We start from the raw sequence: 19,559 nt of genomic DNA, 5'->3' as shown, positions 1-19,559 counted from the left end.
CTCAGTCGTCCCCGGCGGCGAGGATCACGTCGAAGCGGGCGTCGGCGGTGTCGAGCTGTTCGAGAATGTGCTGCTTGACATGCGGCGCCAACGGTGTGTCCGCGCGGGTGATCAGTTCGCGGTAGACCGCGGTGAGCGGCCGGTATTTGGTGGCGAGTTTCGACATGACGGCCTGTTCGTCGGCGTAGAGGATGCCGACGCCGTTGTCGGTGAAGTCGGAGATCTTCACCACCCGGGCCCACGGATCACGGTCCAGGCTCGCGGCGACGTGGTCGCGATATCGGATATGCCGGTCCTCATCCGCGTCGTGAGCCGGATTGGTCACCGCCGCAACGAGATTCGATACGCGTTCGCCGAAGCGCCGGGTCAGTACCGCGAGTGCCGCCGCGGGGGAGTCCGCGTCCGGATCCCGCTCATCGCGGAGGGTGACCAGGTCGTCGGCGTGATCCTCGACCGCATCGTGCAGGAGTCCGGCGAGTACCAGATCGGTGTCGTGCACCTCGTAGTGGCTCACGATGCGGATCGCCACCCGCAGGAGATGATTCAGATACGGCTCGCGGCCGTAGTTGTCGTCGCGGTGCAGGTCGGCCACGAATTCCAGTGCCGCGTCGACCCGTTCGGGATCGGCCAGTTTGCGCTGCGACTCGAGCAGCAGCCGCTGCCGCAGCCCTTCCTCGCCGTGCACATCGCTGAGTGTGTGCAACGGCATGGCCGCCAGAATTCCCGCCCCGATGGACTCCATCCGCCCAATCTAGCGGGCCGCGGTGACAATCCGCCGCCGCCGGGTTGTCAGCGGACCCCGCGCGGACGGAATTGGATGCTGATCCGCGGACCCACCGGCCGTCGCGTCTTCGGCACCGCATGTTCCCAGGTGCGCTGGCAGGAGCCGCCCATCACCAGAAGATCGCCGTGCCCGACGTGATAACGGATGCTCGCGCCGCCGCCGCGCGGACGCAGCAGCAGGGCCCGCGGCGCACCGATCGACAGGATCGCGACCATGGTGTCGTGGGTGGAACCGCGGCCACCGGTATCGCCGTGCCAGGCGACGCTGTCCTCGCCGTCGCGGTAGTAACACAGACCGGCCGTACGGAACGGTTCGCCGAGTTCCGGGCCGTAATGGCCGCTGAGCGCGGCGCGCGCGTCCTCCAGGATCGGATCCGGCCAGGGCTCGTTCTCGCCGTAGTGCCGCAGCAGTCGCGGCACGTCCACTACTCGGTCGTACATCGGGCGACGGTCGGCTCGCCACGGCACACGAGTGGCCAGCCGTTCGAACAGTTCGTCGGCACCGCGCAACCATCCCGGCAGCAGGTCGACCCACGCACCCTCGGTCAGCCGGGTGCGGCGCACGCCGTCCAATGGTCCCAGCTCGATATCGCCGAAGCCGTCGAACAGCGATCTCTGCAGCGGTGTCGACATGCGTTCGAATCTACGTTCTATCGAACATATGTTCAAGCCTCGCGGTGTACCGGTGTCCGGCGCTGATGCGAGCGGCCCGGATCAGCTCAGGTGCGCACGCACGAAGTCGACCACCGCATCGGAGAATTCGTCGTTGACATCGCTGGCGGCGGTATGGGCGGCACCGGTGATCTCGACATACTCCATCTGCGGCACCAGCGCGCGGAAGTCGGCGACGCCCTGTTCGCTGACCACGTCCGAGAGTCGTCCGCGCACCAGCAGCACCGGGATCTCGAGCGCGCGGGCGGCATCCTCGAGGTCGCCGGTCTGCAGTTCGATGTCCTCGGGCCGGCTCGACATCATCGCCGGATCCCAGTGCCAATACCAGCGTCCGTCCTCGCGCAGCCGCAGATTGCGCCGCAGGCCCTCCGGGTTGCGGGGGCGGCGGCGGTGGGGCAGATACTCGGCCACCGCATCGGCGGCTTCCTCCAGAGAGGCGAAGCCCTCGGGATGGCCGCCGAGGAAGTTCATGACCCGTTCCACGCCCTTGTGTTCCGGGCGCGGCACCACATCGACCAGAACGAGTCCGGCGATGCGCTCCCGGCCGGGACGGGCGGTCGCCAGCAGTGCGGTCAATCCGCCCATGCTCGCACCGACCACGATCGCGGGCCGGTCGAGTTCGGCGAGGATGTCCAGGAGGTCGGCGGTCATCGCCGTGCGCGAGTAGTCGCCGTCCGGCGCCCAGTCGCTCTCGCCGTGACCGCGGGCGTCCAGCAGAACGGCGTGCATTCCCACCTTCGCCAGCGCGGCGCCCGATTCCTTCCACGAGTGCCGGGTCTGGCCGCCGCCGTGCAGGAAGACCGCCAGCGGGCCGTCGGCCGGCCCCCAGCTCTCCCCGGCCAGGGCGATGCCGCCGTGGCCGCGGAAGGTGATCCGGCGGGGCTCGGTGAAGTCGGCTTCGTTGCTCACCCTCCGAGCATCCCACATCCGGTTTACGCTGTATGAAACAGTCCCGGCCAACGGTTGTGCCGCCCGCGTGATGTGTCGGCATAGCCGCAGGTGGCGGGGCTCACAGCGGGACCCCCGCCGACGGGAGGCCGCGGCGGCGCTGCTACGCTCAGGCATCGAAAAGACATCCTTTAACGGACCGTCCGGTGAGGCGGGGAAGGAGGTCGGCATGGCCGTGCCCGAAGAGCGCGGCGGCCGCGTCGCGCCCGAAGAACGGGCCGCCAGGTCGAGCGCTGCCGAATATTCGCAGCGGCACGACCCCGAATGGGTCCGCGCCGGACGTGAACTGTTGTCCGCGTCCGATGTCGGCCGGACCATCGCGCGCATGGCGCATCAGATCATCGAGAAGACGGCGCTGGATTCGTCGGATCCCGAGGCGCCCCGGGTGGTGCTGATCGGTATCCCCACCCGCGGCACCACCCTGGCCGCGCGGCTGACCGATCGCATCGAGGAATTCTCCGGCGTGCGTCCCGCGCTGGGTTCGCTCGACATCACGCTGTATCGCGACGACCTGCGCAACCGCCCGCATCGCCCGCTGGAACGGACCTCGGTCCCCGAGGGCGGCATCGACGACGCGCTGGTCGTTCTCGTCGACGACGTGCTGTTCTCCGGTCGCAGCGTGCGCTCGGCGCTGGACGGTCTGCGCGATCTGGGCCGCCCGCGTGCGGTGCAGCTGGCGGTGCTGGTCGATCGCGGCCACCGGGAACTGCCGATCCGCGCCGACTACGTCGGCAAGAACGTGCCCACCTCGCGCAGTGAGGACGTGTCCGTCCTGCTCAGCGAACACGACGGCCACGACGGCGTCTATCTGCATCAGGGGGATGAGCGGTGAGGCATCTGCTCTCGGTCACCGACCTCGACCGCACCACCGCCACCGAGCTCCTCGACGACGCCCAGCGCTTCGAACAGGCGCTGCTCGGCCGTGAGGTCCGCAAACTGCCCACCCTGCGCGGCCGCACGGTGATGACCGTGTTCTTCGAGAACTCCACCCGCACCCGGGTCTCGTTCGAGGTCGCGGGCAAATGGATGAGCGCCGACGTCATCAACGTCAGCGCCTCGAGCTCCTCGGTGTCGAAGGGTGAGTCGCTGCGCGATACCGCGCTGACGCTGCACGCCGCGGGCGCCGACGCGCTGATCGTGCGGCATCCGGCCTCCGGCGCGGCCCATCAGATCGCCCGCTGGTTCGGCGAATTGGACGCCGGTTCGGGCGGCTACACCGGAACCGGTCCCGCGATCGTCAACGCCGGCGACGGCACGCACGAACATCCCACCCAGGCCCTGCTGGACGCGCTGACGCTGCGGCAGCGACTCGGCGAGCTGGCGGGCAAGCGCATCGTGATCGTCGGCGACATCCTGCACAGTCGCGTCGCGCGGTCCAACGCCTTCCTGCTCGACACCCTCGGCGCCGAGGTGGTGCTCGTCGCGCCGCGCACCCTGCTGCCGGTCGGGGTCGAGCAGTGGCCGGTGCAGGTCTCGCATTCGCTCGACGCGGCGCTGCCCGGCGCGGACGCGGTGATGATGCTGCGGGTGCAGGCCGAGCGGATGAACGGCGGCTTCTTCCCGTCGGCCCGCGAATATTCCATCGCCTACGGACTGAACGAGCGGCGCATGGCCCTGCTCGACAACGACGCGGTCGTCCTGCACCCGGGTCCGATGCTGCGCGGTATGGAAATCTCCTCGGCCGTCGCCGATTCACCGAAAGCCGCAGTGCTGCAACAGGTCACCAATGGTGTGCACATGCGCATGGCGGTGCTGTTCCGCCTGCTGGTCGGCGCGGGGGAGGCCGTCGCATGAGCATGAGCTTCGACGTGGAAGGTGAGGGCGCGTGAGCGATCTGGTTATCCGGGGCGTGCGGCCCTACGGCGAGGGCGAGCCGGTCGACGTGCTGGTGCGCGACGGTGTGATCGTCGCACTCGGCGCGCGATCCGGCGCGGCCGTCGACGGCGTCGAGGTCGCCGCCGATGCGGAGGTGCTGGAGGCGGACGGCCGGATCCTGCTCCCCGGCTTCGTGGACCTGCACACCCATCTGCGCGAACCCGGCCGCGAGGACACCGAGACCATCGAAAGCGGTTCGGCGGCAGCGGCATTGGGTGGCTACACCGCCGTGTTCGCGATGGCCAACACCTATCCCGTGGCCGACACCTCGGTCGTCACCGATCACGTGTGGCGGCGCGGGCAGGAGGTCGGGCTGGTCGATGTGCATCCGGTCGGCGCGGTGACGGTCGGCCTGGCCGGTAAGCAACTGGCCGAGATGGGCACCATGGCCGCCGGTGAGGGCCGGGTGCGGATCTTCTCCGACGACGGGCACTGCGTCTACGACCCGCTGATCATGCGCCGCGCGCTCGAGTACGCGAAATCGCTCGGCGTGCTGATCGCCCAGCACGCCGAGGAGCCGCGGCTCACCCAGGGCGCGGTCGCGCACGAGGGCCCGAACGCCGCCCGGCTGGGCCTGGCCGGCTGGCCGCGCGCGGCCGAGGAGTCGATCGTGGCCCGCGACGCGCTGCTGGCCCGTGACGCCGGAGCCCGGGTGCACATCTGCCACGCCTCCACCGCCGGCACCGTCGAACTGGTGAAATGGGCCAAGGCCCAAGGGATTTCGATCACCGCCGAGGTCACGCCGCATCATCTGCTGCTCGACGATTCGCGGCTGGAGACCTACGACGCGGTGAACAAGGTCAATCCGCCGCTGCGGGAGGCTTCCGACGCCCAGGCGCTGCGCAAGGCCCTGGCCGACGGGGTGATCGACTGTGTGGCCACCGACCACGCACCGCACGCCGAACAGGAGAAGTGCTGCGAGTTCGCCGCCGCCCGTCCCGGCATGCTGGGGCTGGAGACGGCGCTGTCGATCATCGTCGAGACCCTGGTCGCTCCGGGCCTGCTCGACTGGCGCGGGGTGGCGAAGGTGATGAGCGAGAACCCGGCCCGCATCGCCGGGCTCGACGATCAGGGCCGCCCGATCGCGGTCGGCGAACCGGCCAACCTGACCCTGATCGACCCGGATGCCTCGTGGACCGTGCGGGCGCGGGAGCTGGCGAGCATTTCCGACAACACGCCGTACGAGGCGATGACCCTGCCCGCCAAGGTCGCCGCCACGATGCTGCGCGGGCGGATCACCGCCCGCGACGGAGTGGTGACGACCGCCCTGGCGGGGAGAGTGGGGCGATAATGGAGCGAACACTGTGGGTGATCGGGCTGGCTGTCCTGTTCGTCCTGTTCCTGTGGTTGATGTATCGCTCCTGGCTCGTGCGGGCCCGGAAGCAGGCCTCCTCGGTCGGGGAGCTGCCGACGGTGCCGGCGGATCTGGGGGCGCAGGTGCTCGAGCCGACGACCGGGCTGTACACCGGTACCACGTTGGCTCCGAGCTGGCAGAACCGCATCGTGGTCGGAGATCTGGGCTTCCGCGCCACGGCGGAGCTGACCCGCTTCGAACGCGGGATCCTGCTGGAACGCGACGGCGCGGAGGTGATCTGGATTCCGCAGGAGTCCATCACCGCGGTCCGCACCGAACGCGGCCACGCGGGCAAGGTGATGACCGACAATGGTGTGCTGGTTATTCGCTGGAAACTGCCGACCGGAACCGAGGTCGATACCGGGTTCCGCGGCGACGACAAGACGGTGTATCCGGCCTGGACGGCCATATCCGCGACGGGACAGACCGGCGCGGCGACGGGAGACGAATAAACGTGAAGGCTGGATTTCTGGTGAACGAGGTGAGCGAATGAGCGACCGCGCCGCGGTGATGGTGCTCGAGGACGGACGGGTGTTCCGGGGCCGGCGGTTCGGCGCCGAGGGCGAGACGCTGGGCGAGGCGGTGTTCTGCACCGCGATGACCGGCTACCAGGAGACCCTGACCGACCCCAGTTACCACCGCCAGATCGTGGTGGCCACCGCCCCGCAGATCGGCAACACCGGCTGGAACGACGAGGACGACGAGTCGAACCGCATCTGGGTGGCCGGGTACGCGGTCCGCGACCCCGCGAAGCGGGCCTCGAACTGGCGCGCGACCACGACCCTGCAGGACGAGCTGGAGCGTCAGCACATCGTCGGCATCGCCGGGATCGACACCCGCGCGCTGGTGCGCCACCTGCGCACCCGCGGTTCGATGAAGGCGGGCATCTTCAGCGGTGACGCCGCCGCGGCCTCGACCGAGGAGTTGCTGAGCCGGGTCACCGGTCAGGCCTCGATGCTCGGCGCCGATCTGGCCGGGGAGGTCTCCACCGACGGCGTGTACACCATCGAGCCCGCCGGTGAGCACCGGTTCACCGTGGTCGCGGTCGATCTGGGTATCAAGACCAACACCCCGCGCATGTTCGCCGAGCGTGGCATCCGGGTGCACGTGGTGCCCTCCGGCGTCACGCTGGACCAGATCAAGGAGCTGAAGCCCGACGGCGTCTTCCTCTCCAACGGACCCGGCGACCCGGCCACTCAGGACGATGCGGTCGAGCTGACCAAATCCGTTCTGGGCGAAGGACTTCCACTGTTCGGAATCTGCTTCGGCAACCAGATCCTGGGCCGCGCGCTGGGCTTGAGCACCTACAAGATGAAGTTCGGCCACCGCGGCATCAACGTCCCGGTCATCGATCACACCACCGGCGCGGTATCGATCACCGCGCAGAACCACGGCTTCGCGCTCGAGGGTGAGGCCGGGCAGCGCTTCGACACCCCGTTCGGGACCGCCGAGGTCAGCCACACCTGCGCCAACGACGGCACCGTCGAGGGGGTACGCCTGGTGGACGGTCGCGCGTTCTCGGTGCAGTACCACCCGGAGGCCGCCGCGGGGCCGCACGACGCCGCCTATCTGTTCGACCGCTTCGCGGGTTTGATGGAGGAAGCCTGATGCCACGCCGCACCGACCTGAACCACATCCTGGTCATCGGCTCCGGGCCGATCGTCATCGGCCAGGCCTGCGAATTCGACTACTCCGGCACCCAGGCGTGCCGGGTGCTGCGGTCCGAGGGCCTGCGGGTGTCGCTGGTGAACTCCAACCCGGCCACGATCATGACCGACCCGGAATTCGCCGACTCCACCTACGTCGAGCCGATCACCCCGGAATTCGTCGAGAAGGTCATCGCCAAGGAGCGTCCCGACGCCATCCTCGCGACCCTGGGCGGTCAGACCGCGCTCAACACCGCGGTGGCGCTGCACGAGAACGGGGTGCTGGAGAAGTACAACGTCGAGCTGATCGGCGCCGACTTCGAGGCCATCCAGCGCGGTGAGGACCGCCAGAAGTTCAAGGACATCGTCGCCAAGGTCGGCGGCGAGTCGGCGCGCTCCAAGGTCTGCTACACCATGGACGAGGTGCGCGAAACCGTTGCGGAACTGGGCTTCCCGGTCGTCGTGCGGCCCTCGTTCACCATGGGTGGCCTGGGCTCGGGCATGGCCTACAACGACGAGGACCTCGACCGCATCGCCGGCGGTGGCCTGGCCGCCTCGCCCACCGCGAACGTCCTCATCGAGGAATCGATCCTCGGCTGGAAGGAATACGAACTCGAGCTGATGCGCGACGGCCGCGACAACGTGGTCATCGTCTGCTCGATCGAGAACGTGGACCCGATGGGTGTGCACACCGGTGACTCGGTGACCGTCGCCCCGGCCATGACCCTCACCGACCGCGAATATCAGAAGATGCGCGATCTCGGTATCGCGATTCTGCGCGAGGTCGGCGTCGACACCGGTGGCTGCAACATCCAGTTCGCGGTGGATCCGCGCGACGGTCGCCTGATCGTCATCGAGATGAATCCGCGCGTCTCGCGCTCGTCCGCGCTGGCGTCCAAGGCCACGGGTTTCCCGATTGCCAAGATCGCGGCGAAGCTGGCCATCGGCTACACGCTCGACGAGATCGTCAACGACATCACCAAGGAGACCCCGGCCTGTTTCGAGCCGACGCTCGACTACGTGGTCGTCAAGGCGCCGCGGTTCGCGTTCGAGAAGTTCCCGGGCGCCGACCCGACGCTGACCACCACCATGAAGTCGGTCGGTGAGGCGATGAGCCTGGGCCGTAACTTCTCCGAGGCGCTCGGCAAGGTGCTGCGCTCGCTGGAGACCAAGGCGGCCGGGTTCTGGACCCAGCCCGACGGCCGCTGGACCGACGTCGCCGAGATCCTCGACGATCTGCGCGTGCCGACCGAGGGTCGGCTCTACCAGGTGGAGCGGGCGCTGCGGCTGGGCGCGAGCGTCGAGGACGTCGCGCAGGCCTCGGGCATCGACCCGTGGTTCGTCGCCGAGATCGCCGGACTGGTCGAGCTGCGCGCCGAGATCGCTCAGGCGCCGGTGCTCGACGAGCCGCTGCTGCGCTACGCCAAGCACAACGGCCTGTCCGATCGCCAGATCTCCGCGCTGCGACCGGAACTGGCCGGTGAGAACGGAGTGCGCGAACTGCGTCACCGTCTCGGCATCCGGCCGGTCTACAAGACGGTCGACACCTGCGCCGCCGAATTCGAGGCCAAGACGCCGTATCACTACTCGAGCTACGAACTCGATCCGGCCGCCGAGACGGAGGTCGCGCCGCAGCTCGAACGCGAGAAGGTGATCATCCTCGGTTCCGGGCCGAACCGCATCGGCCAGGGCATCGAATTCGACTACTCCTGCGTGCATGCCGCGCAGACGCTGTCGCAGGCCGGGTATGAGACGGTCATGGTCAACTGCAACCCGGAGACCGTCTCCACCGACTACGACACCGCCGACCGCCTCTACTTCGAGCCGCTGACCTTCGAGGACGTGCTCGAGGTGTACCACTCCGAATCGGAGTCGGGCCGGGTCGCCGGGGTGATCGTGCAGCTCGGCGGGCAGACGCCGCTGGGTCTGGCGCAGCGGCTCACCGACGCCGGAGTGCCGGTGGTCGGCACCTCGGCGGCGGCGATCGACCTGGCCGAAGATCGCGGCGAATTCGGCGACGTCCTGGTCGCCGCCGGTCTGCCCGCGCCGAAGTACGGCACCGCCACCACGTTCGAGCAGGCCAAGCAGATCGCGGCCGAGATCGGTTATCCGGTGCTGGTCCGCCCGTCGTATGTGCTGGGCGGGCGCGGTATGGAGATCGTCTACGACGAGAACTCGCTCGAGGGCTACATCTCCCGCGCCACCGAACTGAGCCCGGAACATCCGGTGCTGGTCGACCGCTTCCTGGAAGACGCCATCGAGATCGACGTCGACGCGCTCTGCGACGGCGAGGAGGTCTACCTCGGCGGCGTGATGGAACACATCGAGGAGGCCGGCATCCACTCCGGCGACTCGGCATGCGCACTGCCGCCGATCACCCTGGGCCGCAGCGATATCGAGGCGGTCCGCCGCTCGACCGCCGCACTGGCCAAGGGCATCGGCGTCAAGGGCCTGCTCAATGTGCAGTACGCGCTCAAGGACGACGTGCTCTACGTGCTCGAGGCCAATCCGCGCGCCAGCCGGACCGTGCCGTTCGTCTCCAAGGCGACCGGTGTGCAGCTGGCCAAGGCCGCCGCGCGCGTCATGCTGGGCACGAGCATCGCCGAATTGCGCAAGGAGGGCATCCTGCCCGCCGAGGGCGACGGCGGGCACGCGCCGATGGATGCCCCGGTCGCGGTGAAGGAAGCGGTCCTGCCCTTCCACCGGTTCCGCCGTCCCGACGGCACCGGCATCGATTCGCTGCTGTCGCCGGAGATGAAGTCCACCGGTGAGGTGATGGGTATCGACGCCGATTTCGGTACCGCCTTCGCCAAGAGCCAGTCCGCGGCCTACGGTTCGCTGCCGGTCGCCGGCACGGTGTTCGTCTCGATCGCCAATCGCGACAAGCGGGCCATGGTGTTCCCGGTCAAGCGGCTGCACGATCTGGGCTTCCGGATCCTCGCCACCGAGGGCACCGCGGAGATGTTGCGGCGCAACGGGATTCCGTGTGAGCGGGCGCGCAAGCAGTCCGATCCGGTGCCCGCGGCCGGTAACGGCGAGCCGATCGAACCGTCGATCGTCGATCAGATCAAGGACGGTGAGATCGACATCGTGTTCAACACGCCTTACGGTAACTCCGGGCCCCGCGTGGACGGTTACGAGATTCGTACCGCCGCGGTGGGCGCCAACATTCCGTGCATCACGACGGTTCAGGGTGCGGCTGCAGCCGTACAGGGCATCGAAGCAACCATCAACGGCGGTATCGGGGTGCGCTCGCTGCAGGAGCTGCACGCCGTATTGCGCGGCTAAGAGGAGAGATAACGGTGGGAGCCATCGGTTTCGGCGCGGGAGTGCGGCCCCCGGGGGCCGGTCGGGCGACGACTCGGCGGATTCGGGGATTCGGCGCGGCGGAGGCGGCGCCGCCGGGAGGCGGTGACATCCGCCGGATGCGCAACGTCGGCGGCTACAGCACGGTCGGTTTCCGGGCGATCCCGCCGATCGGGCGCAAGCCCGCGCCCGACGCCGACGCCGAGGCGGACGCGCTCACCGACGCGGTGCTGGCCCGCGCGGACGAGGTTCTCGCCCAGGCCGACGAACTGCTCGCCTACGGCGGTGAGGACGCCTACGCCGAACCCGGGGCCGCCGGCGCGCAGGCCCCGACCGCTCCCGCCGGGGACGAGCTGGCGGGCGCCGGGGCGAGCCGGTGACGCCGTTCGGCCTGCGGCTGGCCGACGCGATGGGCCGGCTGGGCCCGCTGTGCGCCGGTATCGATCCCCATCCGCAGTTGCTGCGTGCCTGGGGACTCGGCGAGGACGTCGAGGGCCTGAAACGGTTCTCCGACATCTGCGTCGAGGTGTTCGCGGGCCGGGTGGCGCTGGTGAAACCCCAGGTGGCGTTCTTCGAGGAGTACGGCTCCGGCGGGATCGTCGTGCTCGAGGACACCATCGCCGCGCTGCGTGAGGCCGGCACGCTGGTGCTGGCCGACGCCAAGCGCGGCGACATCGGCTCCACCATGGCCGCCTACGCGCGGGCCTGGCTGGGCGACGGTCCGCTGGCCAGTGATGCGGTGACGGTATCGCCGTACCTCGGCTTCGGTGCGCTTTCGCCCGCGCTGGACGCCGCGCGGTCGGCCGGGCGCGGGGTCTTCGTCCTGGCGGCCACCTCGAATCCGGAGGCCGCCCAGGTGCAGCGCGTCACCGCGGCCGACGGTCGTTGTGTCGCGCAGATCATGATCGACGAGGCGGCCGGCTGCAACGCCGGGGAAGAATTCGGATCGGTCGGCGTCGTGGTCGGCGCGACCCTCACCGAGCCGGTCGACGTGAGCAAGCTCAACGGTCCCGTCCTGATGCCCGGCGTCGGCGCCCAGGGCGGGGGAGCGGAGTCGATCCGCGCGCTGATCCCGTCCGACCGGTTCGCGGCCGTGGTCCCCAACGTCTCGCGGGAATTGCTCGGCGCCGGGCCGTCGGTCGCGGCGATGCGCACCAAGATGCACAAGCTCGCCGACGAATTCGCCTTCCTGCAGGCCTGATCCGTTCCGCCCGGGTTCGGCGCGAGCCGTCGCGCGCCCGGGCGCAACGCGTCCGCGACGCGCGGCCGTGCCGGGAACCGGTTACCCCTTCGGAAGGCGACCGGTCTGTTTGTGTTTGCGGCTCGTTCGCGCGCGGGTGTGCCCGTTCCCAGGTGGAAGTTACACATACGTGTTTTTCCGGCTCAGCGGCCCTTCCGGAGCGTCTTACGGCCCTGTTCCGCGTGTCGCCGACCGGCGCCGAGCGTGTCCCTGTCGCCGCGCCACACCGCGACACGCTGGGGCAAATATTCGCGACACGCGGAGAATTTTCAGAAAGTTCCAGGTCGCGTGATTACGGGTCGGTTACGGCCGCATCCGGTCGCCCTCGAAACCACCGGCGAACCCGTCGAAAAGGGGATAACCCCAGGTCATCGGCATGTTGGCGAAATCCTTCGGACCGGCGCCGGGACCGGGCGCATTCGGTCGCGTGACCTGCCCGGTAACGGGCCCGAATACCCGAATCGGGCGCTGACCTGGGGGGTGGGTTCGCAATCGGAGCGCCGCGTGGGTACGGTCGCTGAGACCACCGGGTTACCGGAGGTAGATCTAGCAATGAACGATGAGACGGAGGAACCGTGGCCCTTCCCCAGCTGACTGACGAGCAGCGCGCCGCTGCTTTGGAGAAGGCGGCTGCCGCTCGCCGCGCTCGGGCAGAGCTCAAGGAGCGCTTGAAGCGTGGCGGCACTGACCTGAAGACGGTCCTGAAGGACGCCGAGACCGACGAGGTCCTCGGCAAGATGAAGGTATCCGCGCTGCTGGAGGCCCTGCCCAAGGTCGGCAAGGTCAAGGCGGCCGAGATCATGAGCGAGCTGGAGATCGCGCCGACCCGCCGCCTGCGGGGCCTGGGCGACCGGCAGCGCAAGGCGCTGCTGGCGAAGTTCGACTTCGAAGCCTGATCCGAGGGTGGTCGAACACACTCAGAAGGGTCGGCTGGTAGTACTGGTCGGCCCCTCGGCCGTCGGCAAGTCCACCGTGGTCCGTTGCGTCCGGGAACGGCTGCCGGAACTGGTGTTCAGTGTGTCGGCCACCACCCGGGCCCCCCGGCCCGGGGAGGTCGACGGCCGCGACTACCGGTTCGTGACCCGTGCCGACTTCGACACCATGATCGAAGAAGGCGAACTACTCGAATGGGCCGACATTCACGGCGGCCTGCAACGGTCGGGTACCCCGGCCGCCCCGGTGAAGGCGGCAGTGGCCGCCGGGAAACCGGTCCTGGTGGAGGTGGACCTCGCCGGCGCCCGCTCGGTCCGAGCGGCGATGCCCGAGGCGCTGCTGGTCTTTCTGGCCCCGCCCAGCTGGGAGGAACTCGTCGCCCGGCTGACCGGCCGCGGCACCGAATCACCCGAGGTGATCGAGCGTCGGCTCGCCACCGCGAAGACCGAACTCGCCGCCTGTGACGAGTTCGACATCGTGATCGTGAACGACGACGTGACCACGGCCTGTGAGCAGTTGGTATCGTTGTTCGTTAGCACAAATTCGAGATGATCGCGGGCGATCCGCGAACTCGTCTCGACCGCAACTCCCCATCGACCCGCAGGAGCCTCCCTAGTGAGCGACACCAAGACCGTGCCCGCCTACGACACCCCGGTCGGCCTCACCAACCCGCCGATCGACGAGTTGCTCGAGCGCACGTCGTCCAAGTACGCGCTGGTCATCTACGCGGCCAAGCGGGCGCGTCAGATCAACGACTACTACAACCAGCTCGGTGACGGCATCCTCGAGTACGTGGGTCCGCTGGTCGAGCCGGGTCTGCAGGAGAAGCCGCTCTCGGTCGCCATGCGCGAGATCCACTCCGACCTGCTCGAACACACCGAGGGCGAGTGACCCTGCGGTCGTAACCCGCTGTCTCTCCACCGGACCGAAGAGGCCTGATTCAGATGCGAATCGTTGTCGGCGTGGGCGGCGGGATCGCCGCCTACAAGGCGTGCTCGCTGGTGCGCAAGTTCACCGAGACCGGGCACGACGTCCGCGTCATTCCCACCGAGTCCGCACTGCAGTTCGTCGGTAAGGCCACCTTCGAGGCGCTGTCGGGCAATCCGGTGCACACCGGGGTTTTCGCCGATGTGCCCGAGGTGCCGCATGTGCGCATCGGCCAGGAGGCCGATCTGGTGGTCATCGCCCCGGCCACCGCCGATCTGATGGCGCGCGCCGCCTCCGGCCGCGCCGACGATCTGCTCACCGCCACCCTGCTCACCGCCCGATGTCCGGTCGTCTTCGCTCCCGCGATGCACACCGAGATGTGGGAGCATCCGGCCACGATCGCCAACGTCGCCACGTTGCGCGCGCACGGCTCGACCGTGATGGAACCGGCCTCCGGGCGGCTCACCGGCGCCGATACCGGTCCGGGCCGCCTGCCCGAACCGGAAGAGATCTTCGCGCTGGCCTCGCTGCTGCTCGAACGCTCCGACGCGCTTCCACGCGATCTGGAGGGGCGCCGCGTCGTCGTCTCCGCGGGTGGCACGCGCGAACCGCTCGATCCGGTCCGGTTCCTGGGCAATCGCAGTTCCGGGAAGCAGGGCTATGCCATGGCCCGGGTGGCCGCTCAGCGGGGCGCCCAGGTCACCCTGATCGCCGGCAACACCATCGGCCTGGAGCCGCCCGCCGCCGTCGAGGTCGTGCACGTGACGACCGCCGAGCAGATGGGCACCGCCGTCGACAAGCACTCCGTGGGCGCGGACGCGGTCATCATGGCCGCCGCGGTCGCCGATTTCCGCCCGGTCAACGTGGCCGCCGCGAAAATCAAAAAGGGCGCGCACGAACCGAATTCGATCGAGCTGACCAAGAATCGCGACATTCTGGCCGGGCTGGTCCAGGCACGCCGCGACGGGCACCTCGCCGGCCTGGCGATCGTCGGGTTCGCCGCCGAAACCGGCGACGAACACGGTGATGTGCTGACCCACGCGCGGGCGAAACTGGCTCGTAAGGGTTGTGACCTGTTGGTGGTCAATGCCGTCGGCGAGGGTAAGGCGTTCGAGGTCGACAACAACGACGGCTGGCTGCTCGGCGCCGACGGCACCGAACAGTCGCTCGATCACGGTTCCAAGGCGCTGCTCGCCAGCCGGGTCCTCGATGCGCTGGGCCCGCTCTTGCGTTGAGCCGCAAGCTGTTCGACCGCGCCGCCGCCGTTGCGACGTGGTCGGGATACCCGCGGCGGCCGGTGCGAGGGCCCGGACGCCGCCGCTGCGCCCGGCCGTGGCAAGTTTGGAATAGTCTGAGGTAAAGGGTTGTGCGGTGACGCGAGGCCGCTACTGTCGCATCCCGACATGAGAAACCCGTTGAGGGAGAGGGAACAACTGTGCGCACGTCCGGTAGCCGGCTATTCACGAGTGAGTCCGTCACAGAGGGTCACCCGGACAAGATCTGTGACGCGATCAGCGATTCCATCCTCGACGCGCTGCTCACCGAGGACCCGCACAGCCGGGTGGCGGTCGAAACCCTGGTAACCACCGGTCAGGTCCATGTCGCCGGTGAGGTCACCACCGAGGCCTACGCCGATATTCCGACCATCGTGCGCGAGAAGGTGCTCGAGATCGGCTACGACTCGTCGGCGAAGGGCTTCGACGGCGCCTCCTGCGGCGTGAACGTCGCCATCGGCGCGCAGTCGCCCGATATCGCGCAGGGTGTCGACCACTCGCACGAGGCGCGCGTCGGCGGGTCCGACGACGAGATCGAACGCCAGGGCGCCGGTGACCAGGGCCTGATGTTCGGATACGCCACCAAGGAGACCCCCGAGCTGATGCCGCTGCCGATCGCGCTGGCGCACCGGCTCTCGCGGCGGCTGACCGAGGTCCGCAAGTCCGGCGTGCTGCCCTACCTGCGCCCGGACGGCAAAACCCAGGTCACCATCGAATACGAGGGCGATCGTCCGGTCCGGCTGGACACGGTGGTGCTCTCGACCCAGCATGCGGCCGATATCGATCTGGACAATCTGCTGGCGCCCGATATCCGGGAGAAGGTCGTCGACGCGGTTCTGGCCGATCTGGAACTGCCCAACCCGCTCGACACCTCCGACATCCGGCTGCTGGTCAACCCCACCGGCAAGTTCGTCCTCGGCGGTCCGATGGGCGATGCCGGCCTGACCGGCCGCAAGATCATCGTCGACACCTACGGTGGTATGGCCCGTCACGGCGGTGGTGCCTTCTCCGGTAAGGATCCGTCGAAGGTGGACCGCTCGGCCGCCTACGCCATGCGCTGGGTGGCCAAGAACGTGGTCGCAGCAGGCCTCTCCGACCGCGTCGAGGTCCAGGTGGCCTACGCGATCGGCAAGGCCGCCCCGGTGGGCCTGTTCGTGGAGACGTTCGGCACCGAGCAGGTCGATCCGTCCCAGATCTCGAAGGCGATCGGCGAGGTCTTCGACCTGCGCCCGGGTGCGATCATCCGCGATCTGGACCTGCTGCGGCCGATCTACGCGCCGACCGCCGCCTACGGTCACTTCGGCCGCACCGACATCGACCTGCCGTGGGAGCGCACCGACCGCGCCGACAAGCTGCGCGCGGCCGCCGGTCTCTGATCGGGTCCGCGCCTGCCGTGGCGGAAGCGGTAGAACCGACGGCGCCCTCCGTTCCGACGGAGGGCGCCGTTTGCGTGCCCGCCTCGTCGTCCGCCGAAACCGATGGCGAGAAGGCTCGCGACATTCCGCTCGACAAACCGATCGCGCGGGTGCTGCCGTTGCTCGAACCCGCCCATCTGGACCGCGATTTCGATTACTCCGTGCCGCCGGAGATGGACGAGCTCGCCCAGCCCGGAGTGCGCGTGCGGGTGCGCTTCTCCGGCCGCCTGGTCGACGGATACATCCTCGAAAGACTGGCGCGCACAGAGCATTCCGGCAAAATTCAGCCGTTGCAGCGGGTGGTGTCCGGTGAACGGGTGCTGACCCCGGAGACCGTCCGGCTGGTGTCCGCGGTCGCCGCGCGGTACGCCGGCACCCGGGCCGACGTGCTGCGGCTGGCGATTCCACCGCGTCATGCGCGCACCGAAGCGGCCGAACCGAAACCCGTGGAACTGCCGGAGATTCCGGAGGATTTCCCGGCCTGGTCCCGCTATGTGCACGGCGAGTCGTTCCTGGCCGCGCTGCGGCGGGGGGACGGTCCGCGCGCGGCCTGGCAGGCGATGCCCGGTGAGGAGTGGCCGCGCCGGCTCGCGGAATTGGCGGCGACGACCGTCGCGAGCGGCCGCAGCGTGATCGTGATGGTTCCGGATCAGCGCGATCTGGACCGGGTGGTCGCGGATTGTGCTGCGCTGGTGGGAGATTCGGTCGTCGGTCTGTCGGCGGGGCTGGGTCCCGCCGCGAGGTACCGGCGCTGGCTCGCGGTGTTGCGCGGTTCGGCGCGGGTCGTGGTGGGGACACGCAGTGCGGTCTTCGCGCCGGCGCGGGAACTGGGCTTGATCGTGGTGTGGGACGACGGCGACGACACCTATGCCGAACCGCGTGCACCGTATCCGCACGCTCGTGAGGTGGCGATGCTGCGCGCGCACGAAACCGGTGCGGCATGCGTGATAGCGGGGTTCGCGCGGACGGCGGAGGCGCAGGCCATCGTCGAATCCGGATGGGCGCACGATCTGATCGCCGACCGGAAGACGTTGCGCGCCAACACCCCTCGAATCCATGCGCCGGGTGACAGCGACATCGCCCTGGAGCGCGACCCGATGGCGCGGGCCATCCGCATCCCGGGCACCGCCTTCGCCGCGGCGCGCCGGGCCTTGGCCGCCGGTGACCCGGTGCTCGTGCAGGTGCCTCGGCGCGGATACGTCCCGGCCCTGGCCTGCGCGAAATGCCGCGCCCCGGCCCGCTGCCGGCACTGCAACGGCCCGCTGTCGTTGCCGGATAGCGGTAGCTGGGGCAGGCGAGACGTCCGGCCGAACGAGAGATCCCGAGGCAACGCTTCCCGGGGTACGGCGCGGTCGGCAGGCGATGCGACCGCCGCCGGCCGGGTCGGCCGGACGCTCGCCGGCGATCATCGCGTGGGACATGCCGGCGCGCAGCGTCCGGACCTCTCCCGCCCGGATACGGCCCCGGACGAACGCCGACCGTCGGCAGTTCCGTTGGGCAGCAAGGATTCCGGGGATGTAGCCCAGAGCCCGAGCTGTCGCTGGTGTGGAAAGGTGGAACCGGCCTTCCGGTGTGGCACGTGCGGTTCGCGGGCGCTGCGGGCCGTGGTGATCGGCGCCCAGCGCACCGCGGAGGAATTGGGCCGGGCCTTCCCCGGTGTGCCGATCCGCGGTTCGGGCGGTACCGCGGTGCTGGATGCGGTGCCGGACGGCCCGCAGGTGGTGGTGGCGACCATCGGTGCCGAGCCGCCGGTGCCGGGCGGCTACGCGGTGGCGCTGCTGCTCGACGGCTGGGCGCTGCTCGGCCGGGCGGACCTGCGGGCCGCCGAGGATGCGCTGCGGCGCTGGATGTCCGCGGCCGCCCTGGTCCGCCCCACCGGCGAGGTGCTCGTGATGGCCGAACCGGCGTTGCCGACCGTGCAGGCGCTGGTGCGCTGGGATCCGATCGGCCACGCCCGCCACGAACTGGCGGCTCGCACCGAGGTCCGGTTCCCGCCCGCGGTGCGCTTGGCCGCGGTGGACGGTACGACCGCCACCATCGGCGAGCTCCTCGGTGAGACGGCACTTCCGGACGGTGTCGAGGTGCTGGGCCCGGTACCACTGCCGCCGGGCGCCCGCACCCCGTTCTCCGGCGACGCCGCGCCCGCCGAGGTCGAGCGGATGATTCTCCGGGTCGATCGGCGGGCGGGCGCGGCGCTGTCGCGTGCGCTGGCCGCCGCCCTCGCGGTGCGCAGCAGTCATCGCTCGGACGGTCCGTTGCGGGTGCAGATCGATCCGGTCGACATCGGCTGACGCACAAGCGAATTCGTCGTTTCCGGCAGGGCGGCTGGTGATGTTCAGCGGAACATGTCGATATTGCGTCGCGCCCACGCCGAGAACGGCCGCGGTGCCCGGCCGAGGACCGCCTCGACATCGCCGCTGACCCGCAGTTCCTCGGCGGTCGGCGCACCGATGATCGCCAAGGTGGTGTCGGCGGCGTCGGCGGGCATCACGGTGAGCAACTGCGCGTACGCCTGCTCGGCCGTCTGCTCGACGAAGCGCACCGGCTCGCCGAGGGTTTCGGCCAGATCGCGCACCCGGTCATGCGGCGATTCGGGTGCGGGGCCGGTCAACACATAGGTCCGGCCGGCGTGACCGGGCTCGCGCAGGGCGGCGGCAGCCACGGCGGCGATATCGTCTGGGTCCACGAAGGGGATCGCGACATCACCGAACGGGGCGGTGACCGTTCGCTGCGTGCGCACGGCGTCCGCCCACATCGCGGCGTTCGATTGAAAACCGCTCGGCCGCAATATGGTCCATTCCAGCCCCGAGTTCCGGACGGCGATCTCGACCTGCTTTCCGAACTGTCCGTGCGACGCGCTGTCGGGCCGCGTTCCGACGCCCTGGGACGACAGCAGGACGATGCGCCGCACTCCCGCGTCCCGTGCCGCGGCGAGCACTCCCGGCACATCTGCCGCCAGCGATCCCGGCGCGAGCAGGAGGAACAGCTGTTCCGCACCGTCGAGGGCTGCTGTGACCTCGCCGGTATTCGTCAGATCGGCCGCGATGTGCCGCACGCCGTGGGGGAGGTCGTCGGGACGGCGGCGGGATACGGCGGTCACCTTCTCACCGGCCTCGGCGAGCATCCGCACCAACGGCCGTCCGACATTACCGGTCGCTCCGGTTACCACGATCATCTTCACTCCTG

The 19,559-nt window shown here is 69.4% G+C and carries 18 protein-coding genes; 14 read left to right on the top strand and 4 right to left on the bottom strand.

Going from position 1 to position 19,559, the window contains the following annotated elements; translation table 11 throughout:
* Position 1: 1 nt before the first annotated feature.
* The 3 genes from NK1_RS14665 to NK1_RS14655 form a co-directional block, all read right to left on the bottom strand.
* A complete protein-coding gene (locus NK1_RS14665) occupies positions 2-742 on the bottom strand; it encodes an HD domain-containing protein (RefSeq protein WP_063009059.1) in 741 nt (246 codons plus the stop codon).
* Between the two features lie 47 nt (positions 743-789).
* Complete coding sequence (locus tag NK1_RS14660) at positions 790-1,416, bottom strand: alpha-ketoglutarate-dependent dioxygenase AlkB (RefSeq protein ID WP_063009058.1); 627 nt, start codon at positions 1,414-1,416, stop codon at positions 790-792.
* An 81-nt stretch (positions 1,417-1,497) separates the two neighbouring features.
* A complete protein-coding gene (locus NK1_RS14655) occupies positions 1,498-2,364 on the bottom strand; it encodes an alpha/beta fold hydrolase (protein WP_245660496.1) in 867 nt (288 codons plus the stop codon).
* A 208-nt stretch (positions 2,365-2,572) separates the two neighbouring features.
* Here NK1_RS14655 and pyrR point away from each other — a divergent pair, with 208 nt between their 5' ends.
* From pyrR to NK1_RS35730, 14 genes are all read left to right on the top strand, one after another.
* On the top strand, positions 2,573-3,235 hold the full coding sequence (pyrR, locus tag NK1_RS14650; RefSeq protein WP_082856957.1) for a bifunctional pyr operon transcriptional regulator/uracil phosphoribosyltransferase PyrR: 663 nt from the start codon (positions 2,573-2,575) through the stop codon (positions 3,233-3,235).
* On the top strand, positions 3,232-4,197 hold the full coding sequence (locus NK1_RS14645) for an aspartate carbamoyltransferase catalytic subunit (RefSeq protein ID WP_063009056.1): 966 nt from the start codon (positions 3,232-3,234) through the stop codon (positions 4,195-4,197). Before pyrR ends, NK1_RS14645 begins: the two co-directional genes overlap by 4 nt.
* 31 nt (positions 4,198-4,228) lie before the next feature.
* Positions 4,229-5,569 carry a dihydroorotase gene (locus NK1_RS14640; protein WP_063009055.1) on the top strand — a complete coding sequence of 447 codons (1,341 nt, stop codon included), beginning with the start codon at positions 4,229-4,231 and terminating at the stop codon, positions 5,567-5,569.
* Positions 5,569-6,084 (top strand): PH-like domain-containing protein, encoded by a 516-nt coding sequence (locus NK1_RS14635; RefSeq protein WP_036502645.1) that lies wholly within the window; start codon positions 5,569-5,571, stop codon positions 6,082-6,084. Before NK1_RS14640 ends, NK1_RS14635 begins: the two co-directional genes overlap by 1 nt.
* A 37-nt stretch (positions 6,085-6,121) precedes the next feature.
* Complete coding sequence (gene carA / locus NK1_RS14630; protein ID WP_063009054.1) at positions 6,122-7,240, top strand: glutamine-hydrolyzing carbamoyl-phosphate synthase small subunit; 1,119 nt, start codon at positions 6,122-6,124, stop codon at positions 7,238-7,240.
* Positions 7,240-10,566, top strand: a complete 3,327-nt coding sequence (gene carB, locus NK1_RS14625) for a carbamoyl-phosphate synthase large subunit (RefSeq protein WP_063009053.1) — start codon at positions 7,240-7,242, stop codon at positions 10,564-10,566. Before carA ends, carB begins: the two co-directional genes overlap by 1 nt.
* Positions 10,567-10,580: 14 nt before the next feature.
* Positions 10,581-10,964 carry a hypothetical protein gene (locus tag NK1_RS14620; RefSeq protein WP_063009052.1) on the top strand — a complete coding sequence of 128 codons (384 nt, stop codon included), beginning with the start codon at positions 10,581-10,583 and terminating at the stop codon, positions 10,962-10,964.
* A complete protein-coding gene (gene pyrF / locus NK1_RS14615) occupies positions 10,961-11,785 on the top strand; it encodes an orotidine-5'-phosphate decarboxylase (RefSeq protein WP_063009051.1) in 825 nt (274 codons plus the stop codon). Before NK1_RS14620 ends, pyrF begins: the two co-directional genes overlap by 4 nt.
* 614 nt (positions 11,786-12,399) lie before the next feature.
* Positions 12,400-12,720, top strand: a complete 321-nt coding sequence (gene mihF / locus NK1_RS14610; RefSeq protein WP_030513994.1) for an integration host factor, actinobacterial type — start codon at positions 12,400-12,402, stop codon at positions 12,718-12,720.
* 7 nt (positions 12,721-12,727) lie between these two features.
* Entirely contained in the window at positions 12,728-13,309 is a 582-nt protein-coding gene (gene gmk / locus NK1_RS14605; RefSeq protein WP_036502635.1) for a guanylate kinase, read from the top strand.
* Between the two features lie 63 nt (positions 13,310-13,372).
* The gene (rpoZ, locus tag NK1_RS14600) at positions 13,373-13,648 is read left to right on the top strand and encodes a DNA-directed RNA polymerase subunit omega (protein ID WP_025350704.1); all 276 of its coding nucleotides are present in this window, start codon (positions 13,373-13,375) and stop codon (positions 13,646-13,648) included.
* A 53-nt stretch (positions 13,649-13,701) separates the two neighbouring features.
* The gene (gene coaBC / locus NK1_RS14595) at positions 13,702-14,919 is read left to right on the top strand and encodes a bifunctional phosphopantothenoylcysteine decarboxylase/phosphopantothenate--cysteine ligase CoaBC (RefSeq protein ID WP_063009050.1); all 1,218 of its coding nucleotides are present in this window, start codon (positions 13,702-13,704) and stop codon (positions 14,917-14,919) included.
* A 200-nt stretch (positions 14,920-15,119) separates the two neighbouring features.
* Complete coding sequence (gene metK, locus NK1_RS14590; RefSeq protein WP_036502629.1) at positions 15,120-16,334, top strand: methionine adenosyltransferase; 1,215 nt, start codon at positions 15,120-15,122, stop codon at positions 16,332-16,334.
* A gap of 122 nt (positions 16,335-16,456) precedes the next feature.
* Positions 16,457-18,664, top strand: a complete 2,208-nt coding sequence (locus NK1_RS35730) for a primosomal protein N' (RefSeq protein WP_245660503.1) — start codon at positions 16,457-16,459, stop codon at positions 18,662-18,664.
* A gap of 44 nt (positions 18,665-18,708) precedes the next feature.
* Here the strand turns inward: NK1_RS35730 and NK1_RS14580 are convergent, their stop codons facing one another.
* Positions 18,709-19,548 carry an NAD(P)H-binding protein gene (locus tag NK1_RS14580; protein WP_063009080.1) on the bottom strand — a complete coding sequence of 280 codons (840 nt, stop codon included), beginning with the start codon at positions 19,546-19,548 and terminating at the stop codon, positions 18,709-18,711.
* Between the last annotated feature and the right edge of the window lie 11 nt (positions 19,549-19,559).

Source organism: Nocardia kruczakiae NBRC 101016, from assembly GCF_001612965.1.
Taxonomy (GTDB): domain Bacteria; phylum Actinomycetota; class Actinomycetes; order Mycobacteriales; family Mycobacteriaceae; genus Nocardia; species Nocardia kruczakiae.
The sequence above is the reverse complement of the archived record's forward strand: the minus strand, read 5'-3'. Positions and strand labels throughout refer to the sequence as shown.